Genomic DNA, 26,980 nt, shown 5'->3' on the forward strand with positions numbered 1-26,980 from the left:
CCTTATTTTTGTGCGAGTCCGGCCGATGATCCGTTCTCTACTCCTGGCCACGGCCGCCGCGGCGATGGTCGCCGGGACCGCGTTCGCCGCCGCCCCGATCATTCCCGCGCCGGTGTCCGACACGCCCCGCGAAGGGGCCTTCCAGCTCGACGCGCGCACGGTGATCAGCGTCCCGGCCGATGACGGCCAGGCCCTGGCCAGCGCCAGATACCTGGCCGATCTCCTGGAGCGCGGCCGTGGGCTGAAGCTCGCGATCCGCGCCCCCAAGACCGGCGAGCGGGCGATCGTGCTCAGCCGCCAGGGACCGTCCGGCGAAGCCTACAAGCTGGACGTCGGCGTTCAGCGCATCACCATCGCCTCGGCCGGCGACGCGGGGCTGTTCTACGGCGCCGTCAGCGCCTGGCAGCTGGCGACCGCCGAAGCCGGCAAGGGACCGGCCGTGATCTGGGCCCGCCAGATCGACGACGCGCCGCGGTTCGGCTGGCGCGGGGTGATGCTCGACAGCGCCCGCCACTTCCAGAGCGTCGACTATGTGAAGGGCCTGATCGACCGCATGGCGCTGGCCAAGCTCAACACCCTGCACTGGCACCTGACCGACGATCAGGGCTGGCGTCTGGAGATCAAGAAGTATCCGAAGCTGACCGAAATCGGCGCCTGGCGCGTGCCGGCTGGCCCGGCCGCCGCGGCCGACATCGATCCCAAGACCGGCAAGCCGCGGGTCATCGGCGGCTACTACACCCAGGATCAGGTCCGCGACATCGTCGCCTATGCCGCCGCCCGGCACGTGACCATCGTCCCGGAGATCGAGACGCCGGGCCACGCTCATGCGCCGATCGTCGCCTATCCGCAGCTGGGTTCGGCCGCCACGCCGCCGACCGCGACGTCCTCGGACTGGGGCGTCTTCCCGTATCTCTACAATGTCGATGAGCAGACCTTCGCCTTCCTCGACGATGTGCTGACCGAGGTTGTGGCCTTGTTCCCGGGGACCTACGTCCACGTCGGCGGCGACGAGGCGGTGAAGGACCAGTGGAAGACCAATCCCGCCGTGCAGGCGCGGATGAAGGAGCTCCATATCGCCAGCGAGCGCCAGCTCCAGGGCTGGTTCATCTCGCGCGTCGAGCAGATGCTGCACGCCAAGGGCCGCCGGCTGATCGGTTGGGACGAGATCCTCGAGGGTGGCGTCGCGGAGACGGCGACGGTGACGTCCTGGCGCGGGATCGACGGGGCGATCATCGCCGCCAAGCTGGGTCACGACACGATCCTCAGCCCCGAGCCGATGATGTACCTGAACTACCGCCAGAGCGCCGCGCCAGACGAGCCGCCGGGCCGAGGCGGGGTGGTGACGCTGAAGGACGTCTACGACTACGAGCCGATGCCGGCGGCGCTCAATCCCGACGAGCAGCGACACGTGCTGGGCATGCAGGGCAACATCTGGACCGAGCACGCTCGGACCGAGGAGCGGGTCTCCAAGATGCTGTTCCCGCGTGTCGCGGCGGTCGCCGAGACCGCCTGGTCGCCGCCCGCGAACAAGGACTGGAAGAGCTTCGCCGACCGCCTGCCGGCCGAACTCGGCCGCTATCGCGCGCTGGGCCTGACCTTCGACGAGACCCCGCTGAAGGTGCGGGCCCTGAGCGCGCCGCAGGGCGCCGGGGCCCGCGTCTCGCTGCTGGGCGCCGAGCAGGTCGGCGAGATCCGCTACACGTTGGACGGCTCGGCGCCCGGCGCCGGCGCGACGCTCTACAGCGGTCCGTTCGAGACGCCGCTGGGGACCCGCATCCGGGCCCAGGCGTTCCGCGGCGGCCAGCCGCTGGCGGCGGCGTCCGACATCGCCGTCGACGCGCGCAGCATCCGCACGCGCGCCAGCCAGGAGCTGAAGAGCTGCCACGGGGCGCTGGTGCTGAACCTCGAGGACGACGCCCCGATCCAGGGCGAGCGGGCCCGCTTCCTGGTCGATATCCTCAGCCCCTGCTGGCTCTACGAAGGCGCCGACCTGGCCGGGGTCTCGCAGATCGAGGTCGCGGTCGGCCAGATCCCGTTCAATTTCCAGATCGGCAAGGACATCGAGAAGATCAAGTTCCGGCCGCCGGCGACGCCCGAGGGCGAGCTGGAGATCCGCCAGGGCTCCTGCCAGGGCGCGGTGGTCGCCACCCTGCCGCTGGCCCCGGCGACCCGCTCGCAGGGCGTTACTGTCCTGACGGGCAAGATCGCCGGCGCGGCGGGACCGCAGGACCTCTGCTTCACCTTCACCCAGAAGGCCGTCGAGCCGATGTGGGTGATCGACCGGGTCACCCTGGTCGCGGGAGGCGCCGATGTCCGCTGACCTGATCCTGCTTGCGCCGCTCGACGGCTGGGCCGCGCCGCTCGCGGAGGTTCCCGATCCGGTGTTCGCGCAGGCTATGCTGGGCGACGGCGCCGCCATCGACCCGACCGGCTCGGTGCTGCACGCGCCGTGCGACGGGGTGGTCATCTCGGTCCACGCCGCGCGCCATGCCGTAAGCCTGCGGGCCGAGGGCGGGGTGGAGCTTCTGATGCATGTCGGGCTCGACACCGTGACTCTGGGCGGGAGGGGCTTTGAGGCCCACGTCGTCGAGGGCCAGGCGGTTCGGGCCGGCGAGCGGCTGATCTCCTTCGACCTGGCGGTGCTGGCCGAGGGCGCCAAGAGCCTGATCACGCCGATCGTCGTCACCGACGCGGCCGGGCGCACGATCGCGGCGCGGACCACCGGGACTGCGGTCAAGGTCGGGGAACCCTTACTGACCTTGTCGGCGCCTGCGGGCGTCGTGGAGACAGCCGCTGTGGCCGGCCCGGAGCTGACCCGCGCCATCGTCGTGCCGCTGGTCCACGGGCTGCACGCACGGCCGGCGGCGCGGGTGGCGGAAGTCGCCAAGCGCTTCCAGGCCGAGGTCTCGCTGCTGGCGCTCAACCGCCGCGCCAACGCTCGCAGTCCGGTGGGGATCATGTCGCTGGGCCTGCGCCACGGCGACAGCGCCACCCTGGCCGCCGCCGGCCCCGATGCGGCCGCGGCGCTGGAGGCGCTGGCCGAACTGATCGAAGGCGGCATGGGCGAGGGCGCGCCGATCCGCAAGGCGGCTGCCGCGCCGACGCCCGAGAGCGCGCCTGCCAGGCGGGCGGGCCTGGCGCAGCTGAAGGGCGTCATGGCCTCGCCCGGACTGGCGGTCGGCAAGGCCGTGCGGCTGTTCGTCGAGGAGCTGGCCGTCGTGGAAACCGGCCAGGGCGCGGCGCACGAGCGTGCGGCCCTGGACGCGGCGATCGCCGCCGTCGCCGGCCGCATCGCCCGCGAGGCCGAGAGCGGCGAGGGCCAGGCGCGGCGCGCGATCCTCGGCGCGCACGCGGCGTTTCTCGAAGATCCCGAGCTGACCGGCCAGGCCGCGCGGCTGATCGGCGAGGGAAAGAGCGCCGGCTATGCGTGGCGCGCGGCCATCGGGGCCTATGTCGAGGCGCTGCGCGGCCTGGGCGACCGGCGCATCGCCGAGCGCGTCGACGACCTGCTGGACCTTGAGCGGCGGGTGCTGCTGGTGCTGGCCGGCGAGGAGGACCGCGGGCCCGACCTGCCGCCCGGAGCGATCCTGCTGGCCGAGGAACTGCTGCCCTCGCAGCTGATGGGCCTGGACGCCGGCCGGTTGGCGGGCATCTGTACGGCCAGGGGCGGGCCGACCTCGCACGTCGCCATTCTCGCCGCCTCGATGGGCGTGCCGGCGGTGGTGGCGGCCGGGGAGGGCGTGGCGGCGATCAATGAGGGGACCAGTCTGATCCTCGACGCCGACGCCGGCCTGCTGCACGTCGCGCCGGACGCCAAGGCGCTGGAGGCGGCGCAGACCACGCTGGCGGTTCGCGCCGAGCGCAGGGCGGCCGCCCGGCTCGCCTCGCGCGAGGACTGCCGCATGGCCGACGGCACGCGCATCAAGGTCTATGCGAACCTTGGTTCGGTCGCCGACGCTGAGGCGGCCGAAGCCGCCGGCGCGGAAGGCTGCGGCCTGCTGCGCACCGAGTTCCTGTTCCTGGAACGCGAGACCGCGCCCGACGAGGACGAGCAGGCTGAGCGCTACGGCGCCATCGCCGCGGCGATCGGCGGGCGGCCGCTGATCATCCGCCTGCTCGATGTCGGCGGTGACAAGACAGCGAGCTATCTGCCTATCGGGCCTGAAGAAAATCCGGCCCTGGGGGTGCGCGGCGTGCGGGTGCTGATGCGTCGTCCGCACGTGCTGAAGACCCAGTTGCGGGCCATCCTGCGCGGCGCGCCGCACGCCAAGATCATGGTCCCGATGGTCGCCAGCCTGTCGGAGTTGCGCGCCGTGCGCGCCGCCCTGGACGAGGCCCGGCGCGAGATGGGCCGGGTCGGTCGCTCCGATCTCGGAGTGATGATCGAGACCCCGGCGGCGGCGGCGATCGCCGACCTGCTGGCCGCCGAAGCCGACTTCCTCTCGGTCGGCACCAACGACCTGACCCAGTACGCGCTGGCCATGGACCGCGGCAATCCCGACCTGGCCGGAGAGATCGACGCCCTGCATCCGGCGGTGCTGCGGATGATCGCCCAGGCCAGCGAAGGCGGCCGCAAGCACGCCCTCTGGACCGGGGTCTGCGGCGGCCTGGCCGGCGACCTCGCGGCCGTACCGATCCTGATCGGCCTGGGGGTCAGCGAGCTCTCGATGCCCTCGGCGGCGATTCCCGAGGCCAAGGCCCTGATCCGCACCCTGTCGCCGCAGGCCTGCGCCGACCTCGCTCGCAAGGCGCTGGACGAACCGTCGGCTGAGGCGGTGCGCGCCCTGTCGAACACCTTCCTGACCGGAGAAGCCTGATGGCCTCGCCCCTCGAAGCGCTGCAGTCCCTCGGACGGGCGCTGATGCTGCCCATCGCCGTGCTGCCGGCCGCCGGCCTACTGCTGCGGCTGGGCCAGCCCGACCTGCTCGACGTGCCGTTCATGGCCGCGGCGGGCGAGGCGATCTTCGCCAACCTCGGCCTGCTGTTCGCGGCCGGCGTGGCGGTGGGGCTGGCGCGGGACAACAACGGCGCGGCCGGCCTGGCCGGGGTGGTCTGCTTTCTGATCGCCACGCGCAGCGCCGAGGTGCTGTTGCACGTACCGCCCGACGTGCTGAAGGGCATGGCCGGCGACGCCGTGGGCCTAGCCACGGCGGCCTTCAAGGAGAAGGCGATCGCCAAGGTCTCGGTGCCGATCGGCATCCTATCGGGGCTGATCGGCGGGCAGTTCTACAACCGGTTTTCGAACGTCAAGCTGCCGGAATATCTCGCCTTTTTCGGCGGCCGGCGGTTCGTGCCGATCGTCGCCGGACTGGCCGGCCTGATCCTCGGGGCGCTGGTCGGCTTCACCTATGAGGGCCTCGACGCCGGGATGGACGCGGCGAGCCGGGCCATCGTCGGCTCGGGCGAGGCGGGGCTGTTCATCTACGGGGTGCTGAACCGGGCGCTGATCATCACCGGGCTCCACCACATCCTCAACAACATCGCCTGGTTCATCGTCGGCGATTTCCACGGCGCGACGGGAGACCTGAACCGGTTCTTCGCCGGCGATCCGAGCGCCGGGTCCTTCATGGCCGGATTCTTCCCGGTGATGATGTTCGGGCTGCCGGCGGCGTGCCTGGCGATGTATCACGCCGCGCCGCCGCACCGGCGCAAGGCGGTGGGCGGGATGCTCGGCTCGATGGCGCTGACCACCTTCCTGACCGGGGTGACCGAGCCGATCGAGTTCAGCTTCATGTTCCTGGCGCCGGTGCTCTACGCGATCCACGCGCTGCTGACCGGGCTGTCGTTCATCGTCATGGGCCTGCTCGACGTGAAGCTCGGCTTCGGGTTCTCGGCCGGCTTCTTCGACTATGCGCTGAACTTCGGAAAGGCGACCAACCCGTTGTATTTGCTGCCGATCGGGGCGGCGTACTTCGCGCTCTACTACGTGGTCTTCCGCTGGGCGATCGCGCGCTTCGACCTCAAGACGCCCGGCCGCGACGCCGAGCCCGCGGCGGCGGCGGCGGCCAGGCCCTTGAGCGGCAAGCGCGGCGAGGACTTCGTCGTCGCGCTCGGCGGGGCGGGCAACCTGATCGGGGTCGACGCCTGCACGACGCGGCTGCGGCTGGTGGTGGCCGACCAGTGCGCGGTCGACGAGGCGGCGCTGAAGGCCCTGGGCTCGCGCGGCATGGTGCGGCCCTCGGACAAGGCGCTGCAGGTGGTGCTGGGCCCGATCGCCGACCAGGTGGCGGGCGAGATCCGGGCCGCCATCGCCGGCGGGCAAACCCTTGCGGCGCCGGCGGTTGCCGCGCCCCAGGCGGCGTTCGACGTCGGGCCCTGGCTGGCCGGCCTGGGCGGGGCGGGCAATGTCGTCGAGGCCGGGCTGAAGGCCGGCCGGGTCTGCGCGCGGCTGGTCGATCCGGCGGCGCTGGACGAGGCGCTGTTGCTGGCCCGCGGGGCGCGCGGCGTGGCGCGGCTGCCGGGCGGAGAAGTGCAGATTCTGCTGCGTCCGAGCTAGGCTATCGGCAGATTTTCCGCCCGCGCCTTGCAGGAATACTCACGGTAGGGTCAGCGCGGCGGGTTCAGAGGCCCGAAAAGGCGGGTCTATCGTCACCATCGGCAGGTTCGGGGCCGCTAACCTGCCGATGCCGATCAGAGCAGGTGGCGCAGCCAGGGCTCGGCGCTCCAGGAGGGCGTCGATGACAGCGCCAGGCGACGGCCCTCGATGTGGACCTCGACGGGATAGCCGTCGGACTCGAAGCTCCGGCCATGGGCGATGGCGGCCGCATCGTCGGCGCAGGCCGCGGTGCGCGTGCCGAACCGCTCGCCGAGATGATTGACCAGGGAAAAGGAATAGATGCGCATACGACCCCGATCGCCGCGGTTGCGGCGCATGATCGGGGGAGGCCTCAATAGTACGGCCTGCCCGGGGCGGCGGCAAGATGCCGACATCGCGCGTGCCTATTTCAGTTGGCGGGCGAGGGCGGCGGAGCGGCGGTCTCGCGGGGCGGCGGATCGTGACCGCGAGCCTCGTGCCGGGCGACCGCCCCAGGGTCGCGCTTGTCGACCGGCTGGCCGCAGCGGGCGCAGACGTGGAAGTGGCGGGCGTCGTCGATCGGCTCGTGATCCTGGCGACCGATGTAGTGCAGTTCCCTCGGCATGGGATCGTCCTGAGGCGCCGCCCTGGAGCGGCCGGGGAGCGATAGTCCATCATAGCAGACGAAGACGGCCGCGGAGGGCCGAGCCGCGCGCATCGGGTCTTGTCCTGCGGCGACGCATCAGGGCTGGCGCGTCAGCCTCAAGCGCGCCAAGAGAGCCGTTCAGCACCTGTCCCCCGAGGTCCCTCTTGCAGTCCGCCCCCCAACGCCCGCGCATCACGCTCTTCTCGCTGGGCGGCACGATCTCCATGGAAGGCGGCGCGGGCTCCGGCGTGGTCCCCAAGCTGGACGCGAACGATCTACTGGCCGGACTCCCGCATCTGGCGGCGGTGGCCCAGGTCGCCGGCGAGACGGTGTCGAAGGCCGCCAGCGTCGAGCTCGGCTTCGCCGATATCGCCGTCCTGGCCGAGCGGATCCGAGCCGCGGTCGCGGGCGGCGCGGCCGGCGTGGTCGTCACCCAGGGCACCGACACCCTGGAGGAGACGGCCTATCTGCTCGACCTGCTGCTGGACCTGGCCGAACCGGTGGTGGTGACCGGCGCGATGCGCGATCCGACCAAGGCGGGCGCGGAAGGGCCGGCCAATCTCGCCGCGGCGATCCGCGTCGCCGCCAGCCCGGCGGCCCGCGGCCTCGGCGTGGTGGCGGTGATGAACGACGAGGTGCACGCCGCCCGCTACGTGGCCAAGCGCCATACCCACAAGACCTCGGCGTTCGGGTCGGAGACCGCCGGCCCGCTGGGCTGGGTCGTCGAGGACCGGGTGCGGATCGCGTTCCGTCCGGCCGAGCGTTCGCCGACGATCGCCTGGAAGGGCGCGCCGCCGCGGGTGGCCGTGCTGCCGATCGTGTTCGGCGGCGACCTCCAGAGCCTGCACGACCTGAGCCGCGGGCCGCTGGCCGGGATGGTGGTCGAGGCGGTCGGCGGCGGCCACGCGCCGTCCAGCATGGTCGAACCGCTGGGCGAGCTGGCCGCGAAGATCCCGGTGGTGCTGGCCACGCGCGCCGGGGCGGGCGAGACGTTGACGAAGACCTACGGCTACGGCGGGGGCGAAATCGACCTGCTGGGCCGCGGCCTGATCGGGGCCGGCGTGCTGGACGCGCGCAAGGCGCGGCTGCTGCTGAGCCTGCTGCTCGGGGCAGGCGCCAGCCGCGAGGAGATCGCCGCGACCTTCGCCCGCGCCAGCGCCTAGGCGGCCTTCAGCTGAGGTGGCGTTTCCAGAACGCCAGCCAGGCCTCGCGCTCGCGGGCCGGGACGCCGACGTGGCCGCCCGGATTGACGTGCATAGTCTTGTCGGCCGAGCCGAAGGCGTCGAACAGGTCCATGCCCTGCTGGCGGGTCATCAGCTCGTCGTCCCACTGGAACACGAACATCAGCGGGACGTGGATCTGCGCGGCGGCGGCGCGGTGGTCCTCCAGGCCCGGAAACACCCCGAACAGGCCGAAGATGGCGCAGGCGATCTTCGGCTCTTGCGCGACGAAGGGGACGCCGAAGCGGGTTCCCATCGAGACGCCCCAATAGCCGACGCGGTGATGGTCGCCGACGACGTCTAGCTGTTGCACGGCGGCGAGGGCCGCGCGCCATTCGGCGACCGCCTTGGGCGCATTGCCGGGGATGCGCGAGACCCGGGCCGGCGCGGTGGCGCCTTCGCGCGCCCGGCGGCCGGCTTCGAGCGCGGCGGCGCGGGCGGCCTGGGCCTCCTCGCGGGTGATGCGGTCGCCGTGGCCGGGGGCATCGATGGCCAGGGTGGCGAAGCCGAGCTCGCGGGCGTGGCTGGTCGCGGCCTCGGCTATGTTGGCGGTCTTCTTGTGCTGCGAGCCGCCGTGACCGAGCAGGATCAGCGGCCGGGCGCCCACGGCGCCCTGCGGATGCCAGAGGCAGCCGGGGACGAGGTCGCCGGCGACCTCCAGGCGGAATTCGCGGCGGGTGACGCCGTCGGCGCTCTTCTCGGCGATGAACTCCATGACCGTTACGCCGACCGGGCGGCGGTGCGCGCGGCCCAGTATTCGCGGAAGTAGCGGCGCGGGTCGTTCACGGCGGCGGTGGTCGGGCCGAACACCAGGGTCGTGCGGTCGGTCATGTCGTAGGGCGCCCAGGCAGGGGTCTTGGGGTTGTTCGGATCGCCGGCGGCGGCCAGCGCCACCCAGGCCGAGGCGATCTCGTCGGCCAGCCGCAGGTTGTCGGCGGTCGGGCCGGCCAACGGGAAGCGGATGTCGTGCATCGAGTAGGCGACGTCGATTCCGTGCACCGCGCCATAGCGGCCGCCGAAGGCCGGGCTAGGGCTGGTCCAGAGGTAGGACCAAGTCTTGGCGCCCCCGGCTGCGGCTCGCCGCTCCAGCATGATGTCGGCGCCGAGCCGGAACGAGCCGTCGCTGACGATGCGGGCGTTGATGATGAAGGGCGTGGCCTTGGGATCCTCGTCGCGATAGGCGGCGAGCAGGGCCGGGGCGTCCTTGCCGACCCGCTTTTCGAGTCGCTGCTGGACCTCCTCCCAGGTCATGTCGAACTTCACTTCGCGATAGGCGCGCTCGTCGAGGGCGGTCGAGACGACCAGCGGCACGTCGCGGCTTTCGACCGGCGCGCCCGGCGCGAACGGATGGTGCGGGATGGCCGCGCCGAGCACCGGGGCGAAGGAGCGGGGGGCCTCGCCACGGGCGCGGTCGCCCGCTTCGACCTGGGCCTGGGCGGCGAGCAGGGTGGTGTAGGGGACCTGCTGCAGCTCGCGGATCTGGTCGCGGCGCAGGCCGAGCTGGGCCAGCAGCTGGTCGGAGGCCTTGAGCGCCTCCTCGCGGGTCATGGCGTTGAGGCGCGAGCCGCTCATCACCCCGGCGCTGGAGAACAGGCCCTTGGCGCCGGGCATGCCCATCAGATGGCTGACCTTGGCCCCGCCGCCCGACTGGCCGACGATCAGCACCCGTTTCGGATCGCCGCCGAACGCCTCGACGTTGCGCGACACCCATTGCAGGGCGGCGACGAGGTCCTGGATGCCGGCCGCGCCGGAGTCGGCGAACTCGCCGTCGTCGCCGAGGTAGAGGTAGCCGAGCGCGCTGAGGCGGTGGTTGACCGTCACCACCACGCAGTCGCCGAACCGCGACAGCATCTCGCCGTCGCCGCCGGGGTTGTTGCTGGAGCCGCCGTAGAAGCCGCCGCCGTGGAAGCGGACGATGACCGGGCGTTTGGCGCGGCGGCTGGGGTCGGGGGTCCAGAGGTTCAGGACCAGGCAGTCCTCGCCCATGCCGCTGGGCTGGAGGTCGTTGAGGATCAGGTCGGCATAGGCGTGGCGGCGGCTGCCGGGGATCTGCGGCGAGATGTTGCCGTAGTCGAGGGCGTCGCGCACGCCGCTCCAGGGCTGGACCGGCTGGGGCGGGCGGAAGCGGTTGGCGCCGGCGGAGTCGGCGCCGTAGCGGACGCCCTTGAAGACGCTGATCCCGCCGCTGGCCAGGCCGCGCAGCTTGCCCTCGGCGGTCTCGACGATGGGGAACAGGTCGGCTTCGGCCGCGCGCACGGGGCCGGCGGCGGCCAGGCCGAGGGCCGCGCCGCCCGCGGCGAGGAATTGTCGGCGGTCTGAGGTCATGGCGTTTCCTCCGGGCTGAACTATTGGCGGTGCAGGGTCTTGCCCATCTGCTGGGTCGGGAAGCGGCTCATGAAGGCGCGCTCGCCGGCGAACGGGTCGTCGGCCAGGCGGGCCGGGACGTCGAACAGCATCATCGGCCGATCCGCGAGGTCGTAGGGCGTCCAGGCCGGGATGGCGGCGTTGTTCGGATCGCCGGTGCGCGCGAAGGCGAGCCAGGTCTCGGACATGGCCTGGGCCAGGGCGCGGGTGTCGTCGGTCTGCGGCCCGGTCAGGTGCGGCGCGGCGGCGACGTTGTCGAACATGAACGGCAGGTCGAGGGTGTGCTGGCTGATGCGGCGGCCATCCTCGGCCGGCGAGCGCCAGGTGAGCTGGTAGACATAGGTCGGGGCGCCGCCGGCCTTGACCCGCTGCTCCGCCATCAGCGTCTGGTCGAGGATGTAGCCGCGGGCCGAGGTGATCAGGAAGTAGAGCTCGGACGGCGAGGCGGCCGGGTTGCTGGTCCTGAACTCGGCGATCGCGGCCTCGACGTCGGCCTCGCCGACGTGGCGGACCAGCCGCTTGCGCAGCTCGGGCATGTCGAGCTCGAAGGCGCCGGGCTCGTAGCCGAGCTGGTTGGAAAGCTCGGTGCGGGTGGTCCCGACCATCATCGGCAGATGGTTCGAGATCGCCGGGGCGTTCGGCAGGAACGGGTGGTCCTTGAACGCCAGGCCGTCGAGCACCGGCGAGAAGCGCGAGCGGGTCTCGCGCATGACCTTCAGCTGGGCGACGCTGAGGGCGTCCATCGGAACCTCCAGCAGCCGGGCGGCGTCGCCGGGGCCGAGGTCGAGGGCGGCGAGCAGGGCGCTCGTCAGACGGGCGGCTTCCTCGGGCGCCTGGACGCGCAGGTGCGAGCCGCTCTGCACGACGCCGCGCTGGAAGAGGCCGCGGGCGTCCTCGCCGGCGTAGCAGAGACTGACCTTCCGGCCGCCGCCGGACTGGCCGAAGATGGTGACGTTGGCGGGGTCGCCGCCGAACGCGGCGATGTTCTCGCGCACCCAGCGCAGGGCTGCGATCAGGTCGAGATAGCCGACATTGCCGGCCTGGGCGTAGGCCTCGCCCAGCCGCTCGCCGAGATAGCAGTGGCCGAAGACGTTGAGGCGGTGGTTGAGGCTGACCATGACGACGTCGCCGCGCAGCGCCAGGGCGGTGCCGTCATAGAGCTTCTGCGAGCCGGAGCCGGCCTCGAAGCCGCCGCCGTGGAACCAGACCATGACCGGGCGGGCGGCGGCGTCGGCGGCCGGGGTGAAGATGTTGAGCCGCAGGCAGTCCTCGCTCATCGGTCCCTTGTCGGCGAGCGGGCTGCGCATCTGCGGCGATTGCGGACCGAAGTCGAAGGCGTCCTGCACACCGGTCCAGGGCGCGAGCGGCTGGGGCGGGCGGAAGCGGGCGCCGCCGCCGGTGTCGGCCCCGTAGCGCAGACCCTTGAAGACGCTGACGCCGGCCTTGCGCAGGCCGCGGACTAGGCCGTGGGCGGTGGCGACGGGGGCGGTGCTCTCGCTCATCGCGGTCTCCTCAGCGGGCGATCAGGCCGATGAGCGCGCCGGCGTCGGGCAGGGCTTCGAGGTCGCGGACGGCCTCGATCACGGCGCTCGCGCGCGCCTGACCCAGGGCTGGGGCCATCAGCTCGGCGGCCTTGGCCTCGACGTCGGCGGCGCTCATCGGATGCGACGGGAAGCCGAGCACGTGCGGGACGTAGCGCTCGAGCCGCCGGCCGTCGGCCAGGAGGACGGCGACGCGGGCGGACTCAGTGCGCGGCTGGCCGGGCGCGGCCTCCTGGGCCGGGTCGTGGCGGATCTCGACCTTGTCCATCAGGGCGCGGGCGGCGGCGTCCCCGCCCATCCGTTGCAGGCTCTGGGCGCCGACGAAGTCCAGGCGGCCGTCCAGCAGGATGATCGCGGCGAGGTAGCGCAGGTTCAGCGCCGGCATCGCGGCGTCGCGGAACGCCTGCCAGCGGCCCGGCATCTCGATCTGCACCGAGGCGACCTCGGCGCCGGCGACCTCTTTCGTCAGGTCGAGCAGCGCCTCGACCGCCGGCTGGGTCGGGCCGCCGACCGGATAGCGCTTGAAGGCGGTGTGCGGCAGTTCCGAGCGCGCGCCGAGGTCCTCGACCAGATAGGCGCGGTCGGCGTCGCCGCCGGCGAACAGCGGGCCGCGCATCCAGCCGCCGGGATGGTCCAGCGCCTCGCGCACGCCACGGAAGCCAGCAGCGGCCATCAGGGCGGCGTGCAGGCCGTCGCGCGCGCCCATGCCAGCGAAGACGAAGGCCTTCTCGATGTGCTCGACGTCGAGCAGCCACTGCCAGGAGCCGGAGGCCTGCTGGGCGCAGAAGGTGAAGACGTCGGCGATCATCGCGCGCGGCAGGCGCAGCAGGATCGCGGCGGCGGTCGCCGCCCCGAACTGCGGGCCGATCCCGTGATTGGCGATCCCGGCGCGGCGCAGATTGTCGACGCCGAGCGCCTTGGGCATGCGCCCGGCCATCTCGTAGCCGGCGATGACCGCGGCAAGCAGTTCGGCCCCGCTCGCGCCGCGGGTCTCGGCCACCGCCAGGGCGACGCTGAGCACGGCCGGGCCGGGCTGGACGAAGGCCGAGGGGATGAAGTCGTTGATCTCGGCGCCGTGGCCGGTCATCGCGCCGGCGAAGGCGGCGTCGACGATCCCGGCGCGCAGATGCGTGCCGAGGATGGTGGCGGCGTTGCGCTCGGCCCCGCCGCTCAGCGACAGCGCGTAGTCGCGGGCCAGCACGGCCGGTTCGAGGTCGCGGCAGGCGACGATCGAGGCCAGGGTGTCGAGGATATGCAGGCGGCCGAGCTCACGGTCGCCGGCGCTGGCCGGCGTCGTCAGGGCGCCTGCGACGTAGGCGGCGAGCGCGTCGCCGACCGGGATGAAGGCCTGGGTTGTCATGCCTGGTCCAAGGCCTCGGTCATGCGGGCGCGGGTTTCGAGCAGGGCGTCGATGAACGCCTCGCGCTTGCGGGCGGTCAGGCGTTCGGTGGGCGCGGAAATCGACAGCGCCGCGGAAGGGGGTGCGCCTCCGGCTGCAACCGCGGCGCCGATGCTCGTGACGCCGGGGCTGTAGCCGGAGAGCGCGTAGCCCCGCTGACGGACCTGCGAGAGTTCCGTCATCAGTGCGGGGACATCTAGTTCGCGGACCGCGGCGAGGCGGTCCACGACGGATCGGGCGTCGGGCCGGAAGGCGAGCATCGCCTTGCCGCTGGCGGTCAGCGGGGCCGGCGCGCGCGACCCGACGCGGGTGTGGAAGCGCACCGGCCGGGCGGCGACGATCTTCTCGAGATAGAGCACGTCGTCGCCCGACAGGATGGTCAGGCTGACGGTCTCGGACGTGGCCCGATGCAGGGCCTGCAGATAGCCGGAGGCGACCTGGTAGATCGGCATCGCCGAGACCACGCCGGCGCCCAGCTCCCAGGCGCGCAGGGTGGGGCCGTAGCGGCCGTTGTCGTCCTGGCGGGCGTGGCCGAGCGCGCAGAGCGTGCCGAGGATGCGGTGGACGGTGCTCTTCTGCAGGCCGGTCGCCGCGGCGACGTCGGACAGCCGGATCGGCTGGCGGGCGCGGGCCAGGCACTCCAGGATTTCGAAACTGCGCGTAACCGCCCGGTCCATGGTCGCCGCCGCCCTCGTGGTGCGCCAGCTATGCCACAGATATTCGTGTTGTTCCAATATATGAAATGATGTTCCGCTGTGCGGAACATCTTCGCGCAAAAAGAAGGCCGTCCCGAGAACGGGACGGCCAGGGGAGGGTGGGAAGGAAACGTCTCCGTCAGAAGCGCTTGGTCACGCCCAGCTTGAAGGTGCGGCCGAGCGGGTTGGCGGTGGCCGGGTCGTAGCTGAGGTCGCGGCGGGCGAACGGCGGATCGGTGTCGAGCAGGTTGCCGACCGTCAGCGTGGCGGTGGTGTCCCACGGCAGCAGCACGCGGTAAGCGGCGTCGAGGGTGACGAAGGCGTCGAGCTTGGCGCCCTGGGGCAGGATGTAGCCGAACACCGCGCCGTTCGGGCCGAAGATGTTGGTGCCGCCGAACCGGCCGTCGCGCACGTCGGCCATGCTGTCGATGTAGCGCAGCGTGAGGCGCAGGTTGTGCACGTCGCGGGCGTACTCGGCGTAGAGGTTGGCGCGGAGCTTGGGATAGGAGGTCCCGCCCGCCGTGCCGCCGTGGGTCCCGGCCAGTTCCTGGCCCGCCTCGACCTGGATGCCTTCGATGAAGGCCGGGCCGGTGTCGTACTTCAGCAGGTACGAGCCATCGAGGCCGAAGTTCATCGCCCCGCCCCAGACTTCGGCCGCGCGGAAGGTCGCCGAGAAGTCGACGCCAGAGGTCTTGGTCCCGGTGCCGTTGATGGTGTTCAGCCGCACGCGCTGGATCGTGCCGGGCGCGCAGATCCCGCCCTGGAACACGAAGCGGGCGACCAGCGGCGCCAGCGCCGGGTTGGCGCAGCCGTTCGGCAGGGTGGTCGAGGAGCCGTTCGGGAACACGGTCGAGAGCAGGCCCGAGCCGGACTCCGCCTCGATGGTGTCCTGGAAGTCGAACGACCAGTAGTCGACCGTCGCCTTGAAGGCCCCGAAGTCGACGATGGCGCCGATGTTCAGGGTGTCGGCGGTCTCGGGCTTCAGGTTCGGATTGCCGGTGGTGTCGAAGGCGCGGTAGCCGCTGGTCTGGGTGATGAAGGCCTGGGTGGTGTTGGCGTCCGGCACCAGGTTGAGGTCGGTCGGGGCGCGGAACGTGGTCCCGGCCGAGGCGCGGAACGCCAGCCAGTCGGTCGCCTGCCAGCGGACCGCCAGCTTGGGATTGGTTGTGGCGCCGACTGCGCCGCCGTAGTCCTCGTGGCGGACGGCGAGCTGGAACGAGAGGGTGTCGGTGATCGGGACCTGGGCTTCGGCGAACACCGCCCAGACGTCGCTGCCGAGATCCTGCTCCGAGAGCGGGCCGAGGAAGCCGAACACGCCGTTGCCGCGGCCGGTGGCGCAGGTGGTGACGTTCTCCTCGGGGCAGGGGTTCAGGGCGATGTTGTTGATGTCGTTCACCGCGCGGCTGAAGGTGTTGTCGCGGTACTGGGCGCCGGCCGCCCAGCCGATCGGGCCGCCGCCGAAGTCGAGGTTCGACTGCCCGTTGATCACCGCGTCGACGACGGTGAGCGTGGTCTCGGACTGATAGCCGTAGGGCTGGAACAGCCATTGGCCGATGGCGCGGCTGTTGGCGTTGGCGGCGGCCGACCCGGCGACGTAGTTCGGGTTGGTCTCGCCCGAGGCGGCGTTGGCCGCGACGCCGGTCGAGAACGGGTTGTAGTAGAGGCAGGCGCCGACGCCGGCGACGCCGCCCTGGACGCCCGGGGTCACCGGATCGGTGTCGCAGCCGGGACCGCCGAGGCCGTTGAGCGCGTAGTAGAGCCGCGCGACCGGGATGTCGTAGGTGACGATGTCGCTGCGGTTGATCATGTGGGTGACGGCGACGTCCCAGCCGATGCCGTTGTCGAATTCGCCGTTGAGCCCGGCCGAGACCCGGAAGCCTTCGAAGAACCGCTGGTCGGGCTTGGAGTCGCCGGTCAGCGGGTTGCCGCCGACGCCGTAGGGCCGCCAGAGCAGGATGTTGGCGGCGGTGAAGCCGGCGGTGTTGACGGCGGCCTGCTGGGCGGCGGTCAACTGCGGGAGCAGGCTGCCGGGCAGGCAGGTCGCGAGACCCGCGGTCCCGCAGAGGCCCGGATTGGTGCGCGGGATGATGAACGAGCCGGAAGCCGCGCCGGGGCCGAAGGCCTGGGTCGGGCCGTAGGAGGGCGAGGTGCCTTCATGCGGCACGTCGTGGGCGGCGTAGAGCGCCTCGGCGTGGAAGCGGGTCTTGTCGGTCAGGTCCCAGTTGAACTGGCCGTAGATCTGGTAGTGCTCTTCTTCCTCGACCAGGTTGTTGAAGCGGCCGAACTGGAAGTAGCAGCTCTGGGTGCCGGCGGCGGCGGTGACGATGGTGTTGCCCAGCGCCGTGCAGCCCGGATCGATGAAGCGGGTCGTGCCCGAGATGTAGGTCCCGGGATTGCCGAAGCCCGACCAGCTGCCGTTGGGGTTCTCCAGGTAGCTGTTGACCGCCCAGTCCCGCTCGAGCGTGTCGAGTTCGGAGCGGTGGCGATAGCCGACCGAGATCAGGGCGTCGCCGCGATCGCCGACCCAGCCGTAGTTGGCGCTGAGCGTATAGTCGCCGTCCGAGCCGTCGATGAAGGTGTAGCCGGCGTTGACCTCGAGGCCGTTCAGGTCGCTGCGGGTGATGAAGTTGACCACCCCGCCGATGGCGTCCGAGCCGTAGGTGGCGGCCGCGCCGTCCTTGAGCACCTCGATACGGCCGATGGCGGCGGTGGGCAGCAGGTTGGTGTCGACCCCCGAGCCGCCCGGCGAACTGGTCAGGCGCCGGCCGTTGAGCAGCACCAGGGTGCGGACCGCGCCGAGGCCGCGCAGGTTGACGTTGCCCGAGCCGGTGGTGGCCTGACTGGCGAACTGGTTAGTTTCGCCGAGCACGCTCTGCACGCCGGGAATGGCCTTGATCACGTCGACCATGGCCGGCGCGCCCTGCTTCTGGAGGTCCTGGGCCGAGAGCACGTCGACGGGCAGGGCGGCGTCCTCGGGCGTGCCGCGGATGAAGGAGCCGGTGACGATGACCTCGGCGACTTCGCCGGGCTTGTCCTGCGCGTGGCTGGTGGTCGCGAGCCCGAGCATGATCGCCAGGGCCGAGACGCCGCAAAGGCGTTCGGTCTTCAACATGGTGCCCCCTAATGCATTGGCCGACCGTCATTCGGTGACGGAAGTTATGCGGCAGGATAGGCAGCGATCAGATCGAGCGTCTACATAATAGATCAATGTTCCATTATATGGAACAAATGTACGTTTCAGTATTTGGAACGGATCAGCTAGGCTGCGCCGTCGGAGGGGCTCGATGGACACCACGGTCGCGAAGGGCTTTGCGGTCCTGGAAGTCTTGGCGCGCGCCAAACGGCCCATGCGGCTGAGCGCGCTGACCGAGGCGCTGGGACTGCAGAAATCCAACGTCCATCGGCTGCTGAGCACGCTGATCGAGCTCGGCTATGTCGAGAAGGACGCCGAGACCGCGCGCTACTTCGCGTCGCTGAAGGCGTGGGAGCTGGGCGTGGCGATCATCTCGACCAACAGCCTGCGCCGCACGGTCTCGCCCTATCTCCAGAAACTGCACCAGCAGACCCAGGACACTGTCCTGCTGGCCGCGCCGGTGGGGCACGAAGTGCTGTTCCTCGACCGCGTCGCGCCGGCGCGGGCGCTGCGCTACACGCCGATGAACGGGACGCGGGCGCCGATGACGCTGACCGCGGCCGGCCGCGTCTTCCTGAGCGCGATGAGCGATCCGGCGCCGGCGATCGCCAGGGGCCTGGCCGAGCACCCGGCCGACCGCGACTTCAGCGCCGAGAGCGTGACGGCGGGGCTGGCGGAGGTGCGCGCGAGCGGCCTGGCGGTGCTGGACGGCGGCCTGTTGCCGGGCTCGCGCTCGGTCTCGGCCCCGATCGAGGGGCCTGACGGCGCGCCGGTGGGGGCGATCTCGGTCTCGGCCATGGCCGAGCGCATGAGCGGCGCGCACCTGCGCGATGTTTCCGAGGCGCTGCTGGCGATCTCCAACGAGATCGGGGTGCTGGGCGACGGCTGAGGCCGGGCGGCCTCAGGCCGCCTTCAGCCAGACGACGAGGGCGAAGCGCGCCGCGCCGCTGTTCGGCAGCGTGCGATGCGGCGTGAAGCGGTCGAGAAACAGCACGTCGCCGGCCGGGCACGACGGCGTCGCCCGCGGCAGGTGGTGGAGGTCGGCCGGCGGAATGTGGAAGTCGGCGGCGCGGACATGGGGGAACGGCGCCGGCTGGCGGCCGACGGCGATCTCCAGCCCGCCCTGGTTCGGGCCGGCGTCCATCAGCGGGATCCAGGCGGCGACGTTGAGCCGGCCGCACTCGGTTCCGTCGTCGATGGCGACGTCGGAGTGCCAGTTGTGCCAGTGCTCGGGAAAGCCCGCGAAGCTGGCGCGCAGGCGGATGGTGTGGCCGCTCTCCTGCAGCGGGCGGCCGGCGAGGCGTTCGGCGGCGGCGCGCAGCTGCGGGCTCTCGGCGAGGCGGGTGAGGCGCGGGCCGCGGTGGGCGTCGGTCAGCACCGCCAGGCGCAGGAGGTTGGCGTAGGCCTTCTCCTTGGCGGCGACCGCGTCGAGCCGCTCGACGAGCGGCAGGTCCGGGCGGCTGTGTTCGAAGGGGTGGTGCAGGGCCCGGGCGACCCGGTCGAGCTGCTCGGTGATGTCGGCCTGGGCGGCGCGCACCTCGTCGGCGGCGAACACCGGGGCGACTGCATAGCCGTCCTGGGCGTAGTCGTAGGTCAGGGCTGTAATCCGACAGAAAAAGGTGGGTCGCATCGCGTCGCCGCGATGCGACCGGAACGTCAGCCGGCGACGGCGTCCTTGAGGGCCTTGGCCGCCGCGAACGCCACCTTCTTGGAGGCGGCGATTTCGATCGCCGCGCCGGTGGCCGGGTTGCGGCCGGTGCGCGCGGGCTTGTCCTGGACCTTGAACTTGCCGAAGCCGGGCAGGTTGACTTCGTGACCAAGCACGAGGGCTTCGCGCACGGCGCCCAGCAGGGTGTCGACGGCTTCGCGGGCCTGAGCCTTGGTGAGCTTGCCGTCGGCGGCGAGCCGCTCGGCGAGATCGGTGGTGTTCATGCAGTGCTCTCCTACGGAATCGGTGAGGGGAGGTTTCACCGCGCGGCCGCCGCTGTCCATCCGCGCTTGGAAGGAGCTGTCGCAGACCAGCGCGCGCGGCGGGCCAGCGGGCGCGTCACGGGGTTCGTCAGCCGTCAGTAAATATTTCGAGATTGAAAAACTGTCATGCGGCGCGAGCGCGCCCGAAAAACAACCTTCGTGTGCAAATCGGGCTCGAGCAAGAGAAGTGAAGTAACTGGGGATGGAACGTTTTTCTAAAAATGCCTGCGACGACGAGCGACGTTCCTGTCGCGGGTTAGTGCGTTTTCCGAACGTTTTGACTTATTGAGCCATTCGGGCATGCTGGGGGCATGTCGAACTTGCGGGAATTCTGTCGCGCCAGCCGCGCGCGCCTTCGCGTCGAAGGCAATAACCCCCGGGTCTAGGCGCGCTCGCCACGGTCCGGGGTCACCAGCGCGGGGCGATTTCGCCCCGCTTCCGCGGTTCGGCCGCCGGCCGAATCCCGAATCCGCCTGCAAAAACCAGCCCTGAGTCGGCCGCGTGACGCCCTGCGTGCGCCTGGCGGCTCCTGCGCGCGGGCGGTCCAAATCCCTGATCAGGAGCCTCGCATGGCGATGACCCTCTATGACCACCAGCAGCGATTGGACGACCTCGAGGTCGTCCTGCAGGCCCTGGTGGAGACCATTTCCACCCACCCGAACGGGCGAGCGCAGCTTGGCGAGGTCGTGCGCCGGCTTCGCGCCCGCGGCGCGCGCGGCGCGGCCGATCTCCTGACCGGCGAACCGGCCGGCGCCGCCTATCGCCGCTAGGGCGCGTCCCTGGCCCCTGCCGCAGTAGTTGCGAATGTATCGCATGTGCGATAAGGCCTGGAGCGGCCCGCGGGGCCAGGGGCGCAGATGGGCCAGGCGGCGATCAACTTCTCTATCGGGCAGCTCTACAGCGAGCACGGCCGCTGGCTGAGCGGCTGGCTGGTGCGGCGCACGGCCTGCCGCGACCGCGCCGACGACCTGGCGCACGACACCTTCTGCCGGCTGCTGGAGCGCGAGCACCTGCCCAGCCTCGACGATCCGCGCCGCTATCTGGCGACGGTGGCGCGGCGGCTGCTGGTCGACGACGTCCGTCGCCGCGAACTGGAGCGGGCCTATCTGGCGGCGCTGGTCGCCGAGGACCTGGAAGATCTGCGCACGCCCGAGCGGGTGCTGGAGGCCGTGCAACTGCTGGACGGCCTGGTCGCGCTGCTGGCGCAGTTGCCGGCGGCCACCCGCGAGGCGTTCCTGCTGCGGCGGCTGGAGGGGCTCAGCCACGAGGACATCGCCAAGCGGCTGGGCGTTTCGCTGCGCACGGTCAAGCGCCGCGTCGCCGACGCCTATCAGCGCTGCTACCTGCTGGCCTATCCGGACGGGCGGGTCTGATGGAGGCGCCGACCCCCGCCATGGTCGCGGCCGCCGCGCGATGGGCCGCCGAGCTCGACGGCGGGCAGGTGAGCGACGCGCGCCGCCGCGCCTGCGAGGACTGGTGCGCGCGCGATCCTCGCCACCGGCTGGTGCTGGAGCGGATGCTGGGACTGGACGACCGGCTGGAGCGGCTGGACCGGGCCGGGCGTCGGGTGCTGCGCCGGACTTTGGCGCGTCGCGCCGACGGTCGCCGACGTGCGGCGGGCGCGGCGGCGCTGGCGCTGATGCTGGTGATCGCCGGATGGGCGGGCAGCCAGAGCATGACCCTGCGCCAGCCGTTCGCCGACCATGCGACGCAGACCAAGGTCGCGCACCTGACGCTGCCGGACGGATCGCGCCTGGATCTCGACGCCGGCTCGATCGCGGACTTCGACACCCATGGCGGCCGACGGCGGGTCACGCTCTATCGCGGCGAGGCGCTTGTGCACGTCGTTCCGGGCGCGCCGTTCGTGGTCGAGACCCGGCACGGGCGGGCCACGGCGCTGGGCACCGCCTACCTGGTCCGCGACGAGGGGGCCTCGATGCTGGTGACGGTGACGGAGTCGACCGTGCGGGTCTGTCCGCGCCGGACCGACGAGGGCTGCGAGGTGCTGACAGCCGGCGAGCGGGCGCGGGTCGACGCAGGGCGGGTGACGCGGCTGGCGCCGGTCGAGCCGGCGTCGGCGGGCGGCTGGGCCAGCGGCTGGCTGGAGGCCGACGACCTGCCGGCCGCCCAGGTCCTGGCCGAGCTGAACCGTTATCGCGCCGAGCCGATCGCCTTCGAGGCGCAGGCGTTGGGCGGGGCGCGGGTGAGCGGCGCCTATCCGCTGGGCGACACCGACCGGGCCGCCGAGAGCATCGCCCAGGCGGCGGGGCTGCGCGTCATGCGCGGGCCGGACGGTAGCCTGCGCGTCGGCCGCTGAAAATAATCTGGCCCGTTTCGAGATCTCGTCCGTCCCACAGGCAAGACGACACGTAGCCGGGGGATTTCCGATGATCTGCAACAGACTGAGCCTGACCGCCGTGGCCGCGCTGGCCGTCGCCCTGGGGGCCGCGCCGAGCGCCTACGCCCAGGCGGCGGCGGCGCGCAGCTTCGACATTCCCTCCGGATCGCTGGGCGCGGCGATCGCGCGCGTGGGCCGGCAGGGCGGGGCGGTGGTCACCGCCGAGGCCAGCCTGGTCCGCGGCCGCAGCACGCCCGGGCTGAAGGGCCAGTTCACCACCGAACAGGCGCTGGAGCGGCTGCTGGCCGGGCAGCCGCTGGCCGCGCAGAGCGACGGGCGCGGAGGCTTCCGCGTGGTGGCGCAGCCCGCGGCGGCGGCGCCGCCGGTCGTCGTGCGCGGGACCGACGCCGTCTCGACCGCTACCGATCTGGACGCGCTGGTGGTGGTCGGCGCGCTGACCGACGTCGAGGTCGTCGGCGCCGAGCTCGAGTTCCGCCAGGCCAACGACCTGGCCGACATCTTCCGCGACGTGCCGTCGGTGTCGGTGGGCGGGTCGGTGGGCATCGCCCAGAAGATCTATGTCCGCGGTCTCGAGGACTCGATGCTGAACGTGACGGTGGACGGCGCGCCGCAGCGCGGCACCCTGTTCCACCACATCGGCCGCGTCTCGATCGAGCCTGAGCTGCTGAAGACCGTGGACGTGCAGGCCGGCGCGGGCGAGGCGACCGCGGGCTTCGGGGCCATCGGCGGCGCGATCCGGTTCCGCACCAAGGACGCCCAGGATCTGCTGGAGCCCGGCCAGAAATTCGGCGGCATCCTGAAGGCGGGCTACTTCTCGAACGACGGCTACAAGCTCAGCGGCACGGTGTTCGGCCAGCTGTTCGGCGACGTCGGCTTCGTCGGCTCGCTGGTGCATGTCGACCGCAACGACATGAAGGACGGCGGCGGCGACAAGTTGCTGGGCACCGACGCCAAGCAGCAGCTGGGCTACCTGAAGGTCGGCGGCGATCTGGGCGGCGGCCACCGGTTCATGGTCAGCTACGAGCAGCGCGAGGAGAAGGCCGCCTTCGCCCAGCGCCCGAACTGGCCGGTGCTGGCCAGCAACCCGCTGTTCCCGGCCGAGGGCACTCGCCAGACGGCGGTGCTGAACTATGGCTACGACGTCACCGAGGCCGCCTCGCTGGAGGCGACCGGCTACTGGACGCGCTCGAAGTTCACCCAGGACCGGACCGACCGCTGGGGCCTCTACGGCGCCGAGATCGAGACCTATGGCGTCGACCTGCGCGGCCGCATGGCCCTGGGGCAGCACGACGTGACGGCGGGCGCCGAGTATCGCAACGACCGGGTGATGAGCCAGTACCTGGACGAGCCGGCGCGCTGGCAGCCCTGGGCCTGGACCCCGGCGATCGGCCGCTTCAGCGAGAAGGGCGAGGTTTTCGGCCTCTATGTGCAGGACCACTGGCAGGCGAGCGAGGCGCTGCTGATTAGTCTCGGCGGCCGCTACGACCGCTACGAGGTGCACCAGCGGACCTATGACAACGGGACCAAGAGCGACGGCTTCAGCTTCAACGCCGGCTTCGACTATCGGCTGACCGACGCGGTGGTGCTGAACGCCGGCTTCGCCCAGGCCTTCCGCGGCAAGGAGATCGGCGACGCCTTCACGCTGGAGAAGCGTCCGGGCCGCATCTCGATCGCGCCGGGCCTGAAGCCCGAACGGGTCGACAACTACGAGGTCGGCTTCACCTATGACCGTGGTCCGTGGCGCGCCTCGGCGGTCTACTACACGATGACCATCGACGACGTGATCTTCGACCAGATCGGGTCGGGCCGCCCGCCGCAGGACGCCGTCTATTACGAGAACGTCGGCAAGTTCAAAGCCGACGGGGTGGAGCTGCGCGCTGGCTATGCGTCGGGGCCGTTTTCGGTCGACGCCTATTACAACCACTACCGCTCCGAGCTGAACGGGAACACGGTCGAAGGCTATGAGCACATCGGCCTGGCCAACTCGGTCGGCGACAACTGGAACCTGACCGGCGGCTACGAGCCGACCTCGAACGTGCGCCTGGAAGCGAGCGTGACCCACTATGCGCCGCTGAACGACATCGAGGTGCTGCAGCGGAACGTGGAGATCGGCTGGATCGACCGCACCCAGTTCGTGGACAAGCCCGGCTATACGGTGGTCGACCTGGTCGCGAGCTGGCGGCCGTTCGGCGACGAGCGCCTGACCCTGCTGGCCGCGGTCTACAACCTGTTCGACGAGCGTTATCGCAGCCATTCCAGCGTCGCCGACTACGGCGCGATCCCGGACTATGAGGGCGTCGCCGGGGTCTACGAGCCCGGCCGCGACATCCGGGTGACGGCGGCCTTCCGCTTCTAGCGGTGGGAGCGCCGGGCAGAGCGTCGGCGGCGGTCCGCAAGGCGCTGCGCGTCTGGCACCGATGGTTCGGGCTGGCGGCGGCGCTGTGGCTGCTGGCGCTGGCGCTGACCGGGGCGCCGATCACGTTCTATGACGAGCTCGACACCTGGCTGAACCCGGACTGGCGGACCAGCAGCCATGCCGGCGGGCCGGTCGCGGCGGACGTCGCCCTGGCCAAAGCGCACGCGGCGCTGGGCTTCGAGCCGCGGTTCGTGGACCTGCCCAACGGGCCTGGCCAGTCGATCATGACGCTGGGAACCGCGCCGCTCGGGCCGGGCGGCGAGGTCGCGTCCGTCCAGGTGTTCAGCCATCCCGCCACCGGCGAGCTGCTGGGCTGGCGGCGCAGCGAAGTGGCGGCCTTCGACCGCCGGCACCTGATGGACACGCTCTATGGGCTGCACATCGACCTGATGCTGGGCGAGGCGATGGCGTGGTTCCTCGGGCTGGTGGCCCTGGCCTGGACGCTGGACCACATCGCCGCGGCGGTGCTGGCCTTTCCGCGGATCGCCAAGTGGCGTGAGTCGTTCCTCGTCGCCGGACGGGGCCTGAACCTGCGGCGGATCTTCGACCTGCATCGCGCGCCGGGGGTCTGGTTCTTTCCGGTCACCCTGGTGTTGGCGTTCACCGGCGTGACCCTGGCTTGGCACGAGGAGACGCGGGCGGCGGCGCGGCTGGTGACGCCGGTCTCCGAGCGGCTGCACGAGACGTTTCCGGAGGTCGAGGTCGCCGAACCTATCGGCCTGGACGCGGCGCTGGCGAGCGCGGCGGCGCGCACCGGGGCGGCGGCCGACAGCGTGCTCGTCCTGCGCCGGCTGGGCGTCTACGGCGTGCGCAGCTTCGATGCGCGCGACATCGACGGCATGGGGCGGCTGTGGACCTACGTCGCCATGGCCGACGGATCGATCGTCGGCCAGCGGCACGACAACGGCGAGGGGCCGGGCGACGCGTTCTTCGCTTGGCAGTATCCGTTGCACTCGGGCAAGGGCCTGGGCATGGCCGGCCGCTGGCTGGTGTTCGCCGGCGGACTGGCGACGGCGGCGCTCTGCGCGACGGGGATCTGGCTGTTCGCGCGCCGACGCCCCTCCCGCCGCTAGGGCGTCACGCCGCGCAGCCGCGCGATCCGCGCCTCGATGGCCTGCTGCTCGGCCGGGCTCTTGCCGCCCCACCAGGTGCGCACGTCGCTGTTGTCGGCCGGCAGGATCCACTCGGCGTAGGTCTTCGACGGCAGGTCGACGGCGTTGCGGCCGCGCAGGTGGCGGTCGAAGAAGGCCCGGACGTAGTCGTTCTGGGCGCCGATCATCACCCTGGCGGGCGTGGAGCCCAGCAGCGGGTCGCGCACGGGCCGGCGGATGAACAGCGAGAAGTCCGACAGCCCCAGGTGCTTGGCCTCGCGCAGCTGCAGGCGATGGACCTTGGGGTCGGTCCCGGCCGTGGCGAAGGTCTCGTAGGAGAAGTCGTTGAAGGCCCGCGCCTGGCCGCCGGGCGGCTCCACGCCCATGGCCTGATAGATCGTGCGCATGTCCGAGTGGAACATCAGGAACGGGACCGGCATGGCCGCATCGAACGCCTGGAACGGGAAGTCGGCGCCGTCGAGGTTGATGCCGGCGGCGCAGCGGCGGTCGACCATGCAGACGCTGCCCGAGGTCGCGCCGCCGAACGACATGCCCATCTCGCCGACCCGGTTCAGGTCGCTGGCGGCCAGGATCGGCTTGATGGCGTCGGGAACGCGGCCGGCCTGCAGCTGGTCGTGCAGGAAGATGCGGTCGGCGGCCCAGATCACCCCGCTGCGGGTGATGCGCTCGGCCTTTGCGAGCCCGGCTTCGCGAAGCTGCAACTGGCCTTCGAGGCGGGCGTCGAGATCCTTGCCGGCGATGGCGTCGATCTGGGCCTGGGCGGGGGCCGCGGCGTCTTCGTCGCGCTTGAACAGGTCGGGATCCATCGGGGCGAGCGTCCCGTCGGGGAACAGCGTCGCGGCCGAGTCGTAGGTGTGCTGCAGCGAGAACACGACGTAGCCGTGGCTGGCCAGCTCCTCCATCAGCACGGTGTTCTGGCCGAGGAACGAGGTGAAGCCGTGGCTGTAGATGACCACCGGCAGGGCGGCCGCGCCGGGGGCCAGCGGCGCGTCCTCGTACGAGTTGGTGCGCACGTGCTTGAGGTAGGTGAAGAAGGGCGGGAACTTGAACAGCGCGCCCAGGCTGGCGCCGGTGGTGCGGGCCTCTTCGTCGGTGAAGTAGGGGCGGGGCTTGAGCCCGCGCGTGTCGCCGGCCGGATACCAGACCCGGACCAGCAGGCGTCGCGGCTGGCCGGCGGGGGCGGCCAGCAGGCCAGGACGGCTGGCGTCGGTCACCTCGAAGGTGCGCACGCCGACCGGGCGCTCGCCGCTGGGCCGGGGCAGGGCGCCGACGGGGAACAGGACCAGGGGGGCGACCGCCAGGCCGGCCAGCAGCGCCGAGAGCACGCCCGACACGTAGGCCACGCGGCCGGAGGCGGGGCGGCGGCGCAGGCGGGCGATCCAAAGGCCGGCCAACAGGAGCAGGGCGACCACGACGCCGAGCGCGCTCTGCCAGCGCGCGTCCAGCACGCCGACGACGCCGACGGCCAGCGCCGCCAGGGCCGCGCCGAACAGCACCCGGCCGCGGCCCGGCAGCCGCGGCAGCCACACGGCCAGGACGAACGCCGCCAGGGCGGCGGTCAGCAGGATGTCGGTAGCAGTCACGTCAGCGTCCCCCGGGTGTTCAGCCCA

The 26,980-nt window shown here is 71.7% G+C and carries 21 protein-coding genes; 10 read left to right on the forward strand and 11 right to left on the reverse strand.

Annotation, left to right across the window (positions count from 1 at the left end; genetic code table 11):
• Positions 1 to 25: 25 nt before the first annotated feature.
• Genes AC1Q87_RS00615 through nagE form a run of 3 tightly spaced genes read left to right on the forward strand, consistent with a single transcriptional unit; the run spans position 26 to position 6,496 of the window.
• Positions 26 to 2,320: a family 20 glycosylhydrolase gene (locus AC1Q87_RS00615; RefSeq protein WP_492607104.1), complete on the forward strand. Its 2,295-nt coding sequence runs from the start codon at positions 26 to 28 to the stop codon at positions 2,318 to 2,320.
• Positions 2,310 to 4,817, forward strand: a complete 2,508-nt coding sequence (gene ptsP / locus AC1Q87_RS00620) for a phosphoenolpyruvate--protein phosphotransferase (RefSeq protein ID WP_492607105.1) — start codon at positions 2,310 to 2,312, stop codon at positions 4,815 to 4,817. Before AC1Q87_RS00615 ends, ptsP begins: the two co-directional genes overlap by 11 nt.
• Positions 4,817 to 6,496 carry an N-acetylglucosamine-specific PTS transporter subunit IIBC gene (gene nagE, locus AC1Q87_RS00625; RefSeq protein ID WP_492607106.1) on the forward strand — a complete coding sequence of 560 codons (1,680 nt, stop codon included), beginning with the start codon at positions 4,817 to 4,819 and terminating at the stop codon, positions 6,494 to 6,496. The genes ptsP and nagE overlap by 1 nt, the downstream gene beginning before the upstream one ends.
• A gap of 134 nt (positions 6,497 to 6,630) precedes the next feature.
• Here nagE and AC1Q87_RS00630 read toward each other — a convergent pair whose 3' ends face one another.
• Positions 6,631 to 6,843 carry a hypothetical protein gene (locus AC1Q87_RS00630; protein ID WP_492607107.1) on the reverse strand — a complete coding sequence of 71 codons (213 nt, stop codon included), beginning with the start codon at positions 6,841 to 6,843 and terminating at the stop codon, positions 6,631 to 6,633.
• Positions 6,844 to 6,944: 101 nt separating this feature from the next.
• Entirely contained in the window at positions 6,945 to 7,139 is a 195-nt protein-coding gene (locus tag AC1Q87_RS00635) for a hypothetical protein (protein WP_492607108.1), read from the reverse strand.
• Positions 7,140 to 7,324: 185 nt separating this feature from the next.
• Between AC1Q87_RS00635 and AC1Q87_RS00640 the strand changes: the two genes are divergently transcribed.
• Positions 7,325 to 8,323: an asparaginase gene (locus tag AC1Q87_RS00640; RefSeq protein WP_492607109.1), complete on the forward strand. Its 999-nt coding sequence runs from the start codon at positions 7,325 to 7,327 to the stop codon at positions 8,321 to 8,323.
• 7 nt (positions 8,324 to 8,330) lie between these two features.
• Here AC1Q87_RS00640 and AC1Q87_RS00645 read toward each other — a convergent pair whose 3' ends face one another.
• From AC1Q87_RS00645 to AC1Q87_RS00670, 6 genes are all read right to left on the reverse strand, one after another.
• Positions 8,331 to 9,095 carry an alpha/beta hydrolase family protein gene (locus tag AC1Q87_RS00645; protein ID WP_492607110.1) on the reverse strand — a complete coding sequence of 255 codons (765 nt, stop codon included), beginning with the start codon at positions 9,093 to 9,095 and terminating at the stop codon, positions 8,331 to 8,333.
• 5 nt (positions 9,096 to 9,100) lie between these two features.
• On the reverse strand, positions 9,101 to 10,705 hold the full coding sequence (locus AC1Q87_RS00650) for a carboxylesterase/lipase family protein (RefSeq protein WP_492607111.1): 1,605 nt from the start codon (positions 10,703 to 10,705) through the stop codon (positions 9,101 to 9,103).
• Between the two features lie 20 nt (positions 10,706 to 10,725).
• Positions 10,726 to 12,246: a carboxylesterase/lipase family protein gene (locus tag AC1Q87_RS00655; RefSeq protein WP_492607112.1), complete on the reverse strand. Its 1,521-nt coding sequence runs from the start codon at positions 12,244 to 12,246 to the stop codon at positions 10,726 to 10,728.
• 10 nt (positions 12,247 to 12,256) lie between these two features.
• Entirely contained in the window at positions 12,257 to 13,645 is a 1,389-nt protein-coding gene (locus tag AC1Q87_RS00660; protein WP_492607113.1) for an MmgE/PrpD family protein, read from the reverse strand.
• Positions 13,642 to 14,361, reverse strand: a complete 720-nt coding sequence (locus AC1Q87_RS00665) for an IclR family transcriptional regulator (protein ID WP_492607114.1) — start codon at positions 14,359 to 14,361, stop codon at positions 13,642 to 13,644. Before AC1Q87_RS00665 ends, AC1Q87_RS00660 begins: the two co-directional genes overlap by 4 nt.
• A gap of 157 nt (positions 14,362 to 14,518) precedes the next feature.
• On the reverse strand, positions 14,519 to 17,491 hold the full coding sequence (locus AC1Q87_RS00670; RefSeq protein ID WP_492607115.1) for a TonB-dependent receptor: 2,973 nt from the start codon (positions 17,489 to 17,491) through the stop codon (positions 14,519 to 14,521).
• A 172-nt stretch (positions 17,492 to 17,663) separates the two neighbouring features.
• Between AC1Q87_RS00670 and AC1Q87_RS00675 the strand changes: the two genes are divergently transcribed.
• Entirely contained in the window at positions 17,664 to 18,401 is a 738-nt protein-coding gene (locus tag AC1Q87_RS00675) for an IclR family transcriptional regulator (RefSeq protein WP_492607116.1), read from the forward strand.
• A 12-nt stretch (positions 18,402 to 18,413) separates the two neighbouring features.
• Here the strand turns inward: AC1Q87_RS00675 and AC1Q87_RS00680 are convergent, their stop codons facing one another.
• Entirely contained in the window at positions 18,414 to 19,142 is a 729-nt protein-coding gene (locus tag AC1Q87_RS00680; RefSeq protein ID WP_492607117.1) for a phytanoyl-CoA dioxygenase family protein, read from the reverse strand.
• A 26-nt stretch (positions 19,143 to 19,168) separates the two neighbouring features.
• A complete protein-coding gene (locus tag AC1Q87_RS00685) occupies positions 19,169 to 19,444 on the reverse strand; it encodes an HU family DNA-binding protein (RefSeq protein WP_293406690.1) in 276 nt (91 codons plus the stop codon).
• Between the two features lie 608 nt (positions 19,445 to 20,052).
• Here AC1Q87_RS00685 and AC1Q87_RS00690 point away from each other — a divergent pair.
• The 5 genes from AC1Q87_RS00690 (at position 20,053) to AC1Q87_RS00710 (ending at position 25,331) form a co-directional block, all read left to right on the forward strand.
• Positions 20,053 to 20,253: a hypothetical protein gene (locus AC1Q87_RS00690; protein WP_492607118.1), complete on the forward strand. Its 201-nt coding sequence runs from the start codon at positions 20,053 to 20,055 to the stop codon at positions 20,251 to 20,253.
• Between the two features lie 87 nt (positions 20,254 to 20,340).
• Positions 20,341 to 20,856 carry a sigma-70 family RNA polymerase sigma factor gene (locus AC1Q87_RS00695; RefSeq protein WP_492607119.1) on the forward strand — a complete coding sequence of 172 codons (516 nt, stop codon included), beginning with the start codon at positions 20,341 to 20,343 and terminating at the stop codon, positions 20,854 to 20,856.
• Positions 20,856 to 21,800: a FecR family protein gene (locus AC1Q87_RS00700; RefSeq protein WP_492607120.1), complete on the forward strand. Its 945-nt coding sequence runs from the start codon at positions 20,856 to 20,858 to the stop codon at positions 21,798 to 21,800. The genes AC1Q87_RS00695 and AC1Q87_RS00700 overlap by 1 nt, the downstream gene beginning before the upstream one ends.
• A gap of 70 nt (positions 21,801 to 21,870) precedes the next feature.
• Positions 21,871 to 24,198 (forward strand): TonB-dependent receptor, encoded by a 2,328-nt coding sequence (locus AC1Q87_RS00705; RefSeq protein WP_492607121.1) that lies wholly within the window; start codon positions 21,871 to 21,873, stop codon positions 24,196 to 24,198.
• Between the two features lie 2 nt (positions 24,199 to 24,200).
• Positions 24,201 to 25,331, forward strand: a complete 1,131-nt coding sequence (locus AC1Q87_RS00710) for a PepSY-associated TM helix domain-containing protein (RefSeq protein ID WP_492607122.1) — start codon at positions 24,201 to 24,203, stop codon at positions 25,329 to 25,331.
• On the opposite strand, the gene AC1Q87_RS00715 is transcribed toward AC1Q87_RS00710, so the two are convergent.
• Entirely contained in the window at positions 25,328 to 26,953 is a 1,626-nt protein-coding gene (locus AC1Q87_RS00715) for an alpha/beta hydrolase (RefSeq protein ID WP_492607123.1), read from the reverse strand. The genes AC1Q87_RS00710 and AC1Q87_RS00715 overlap by 4 nt on opposite strands.
• Positions 26,954 to 26,980 lie beyond the last annotated feature (27 nt).

It is taken from the genome of Phenylobacterium sp. GW823-FHT02A09, from assembly GCF_058797775.1.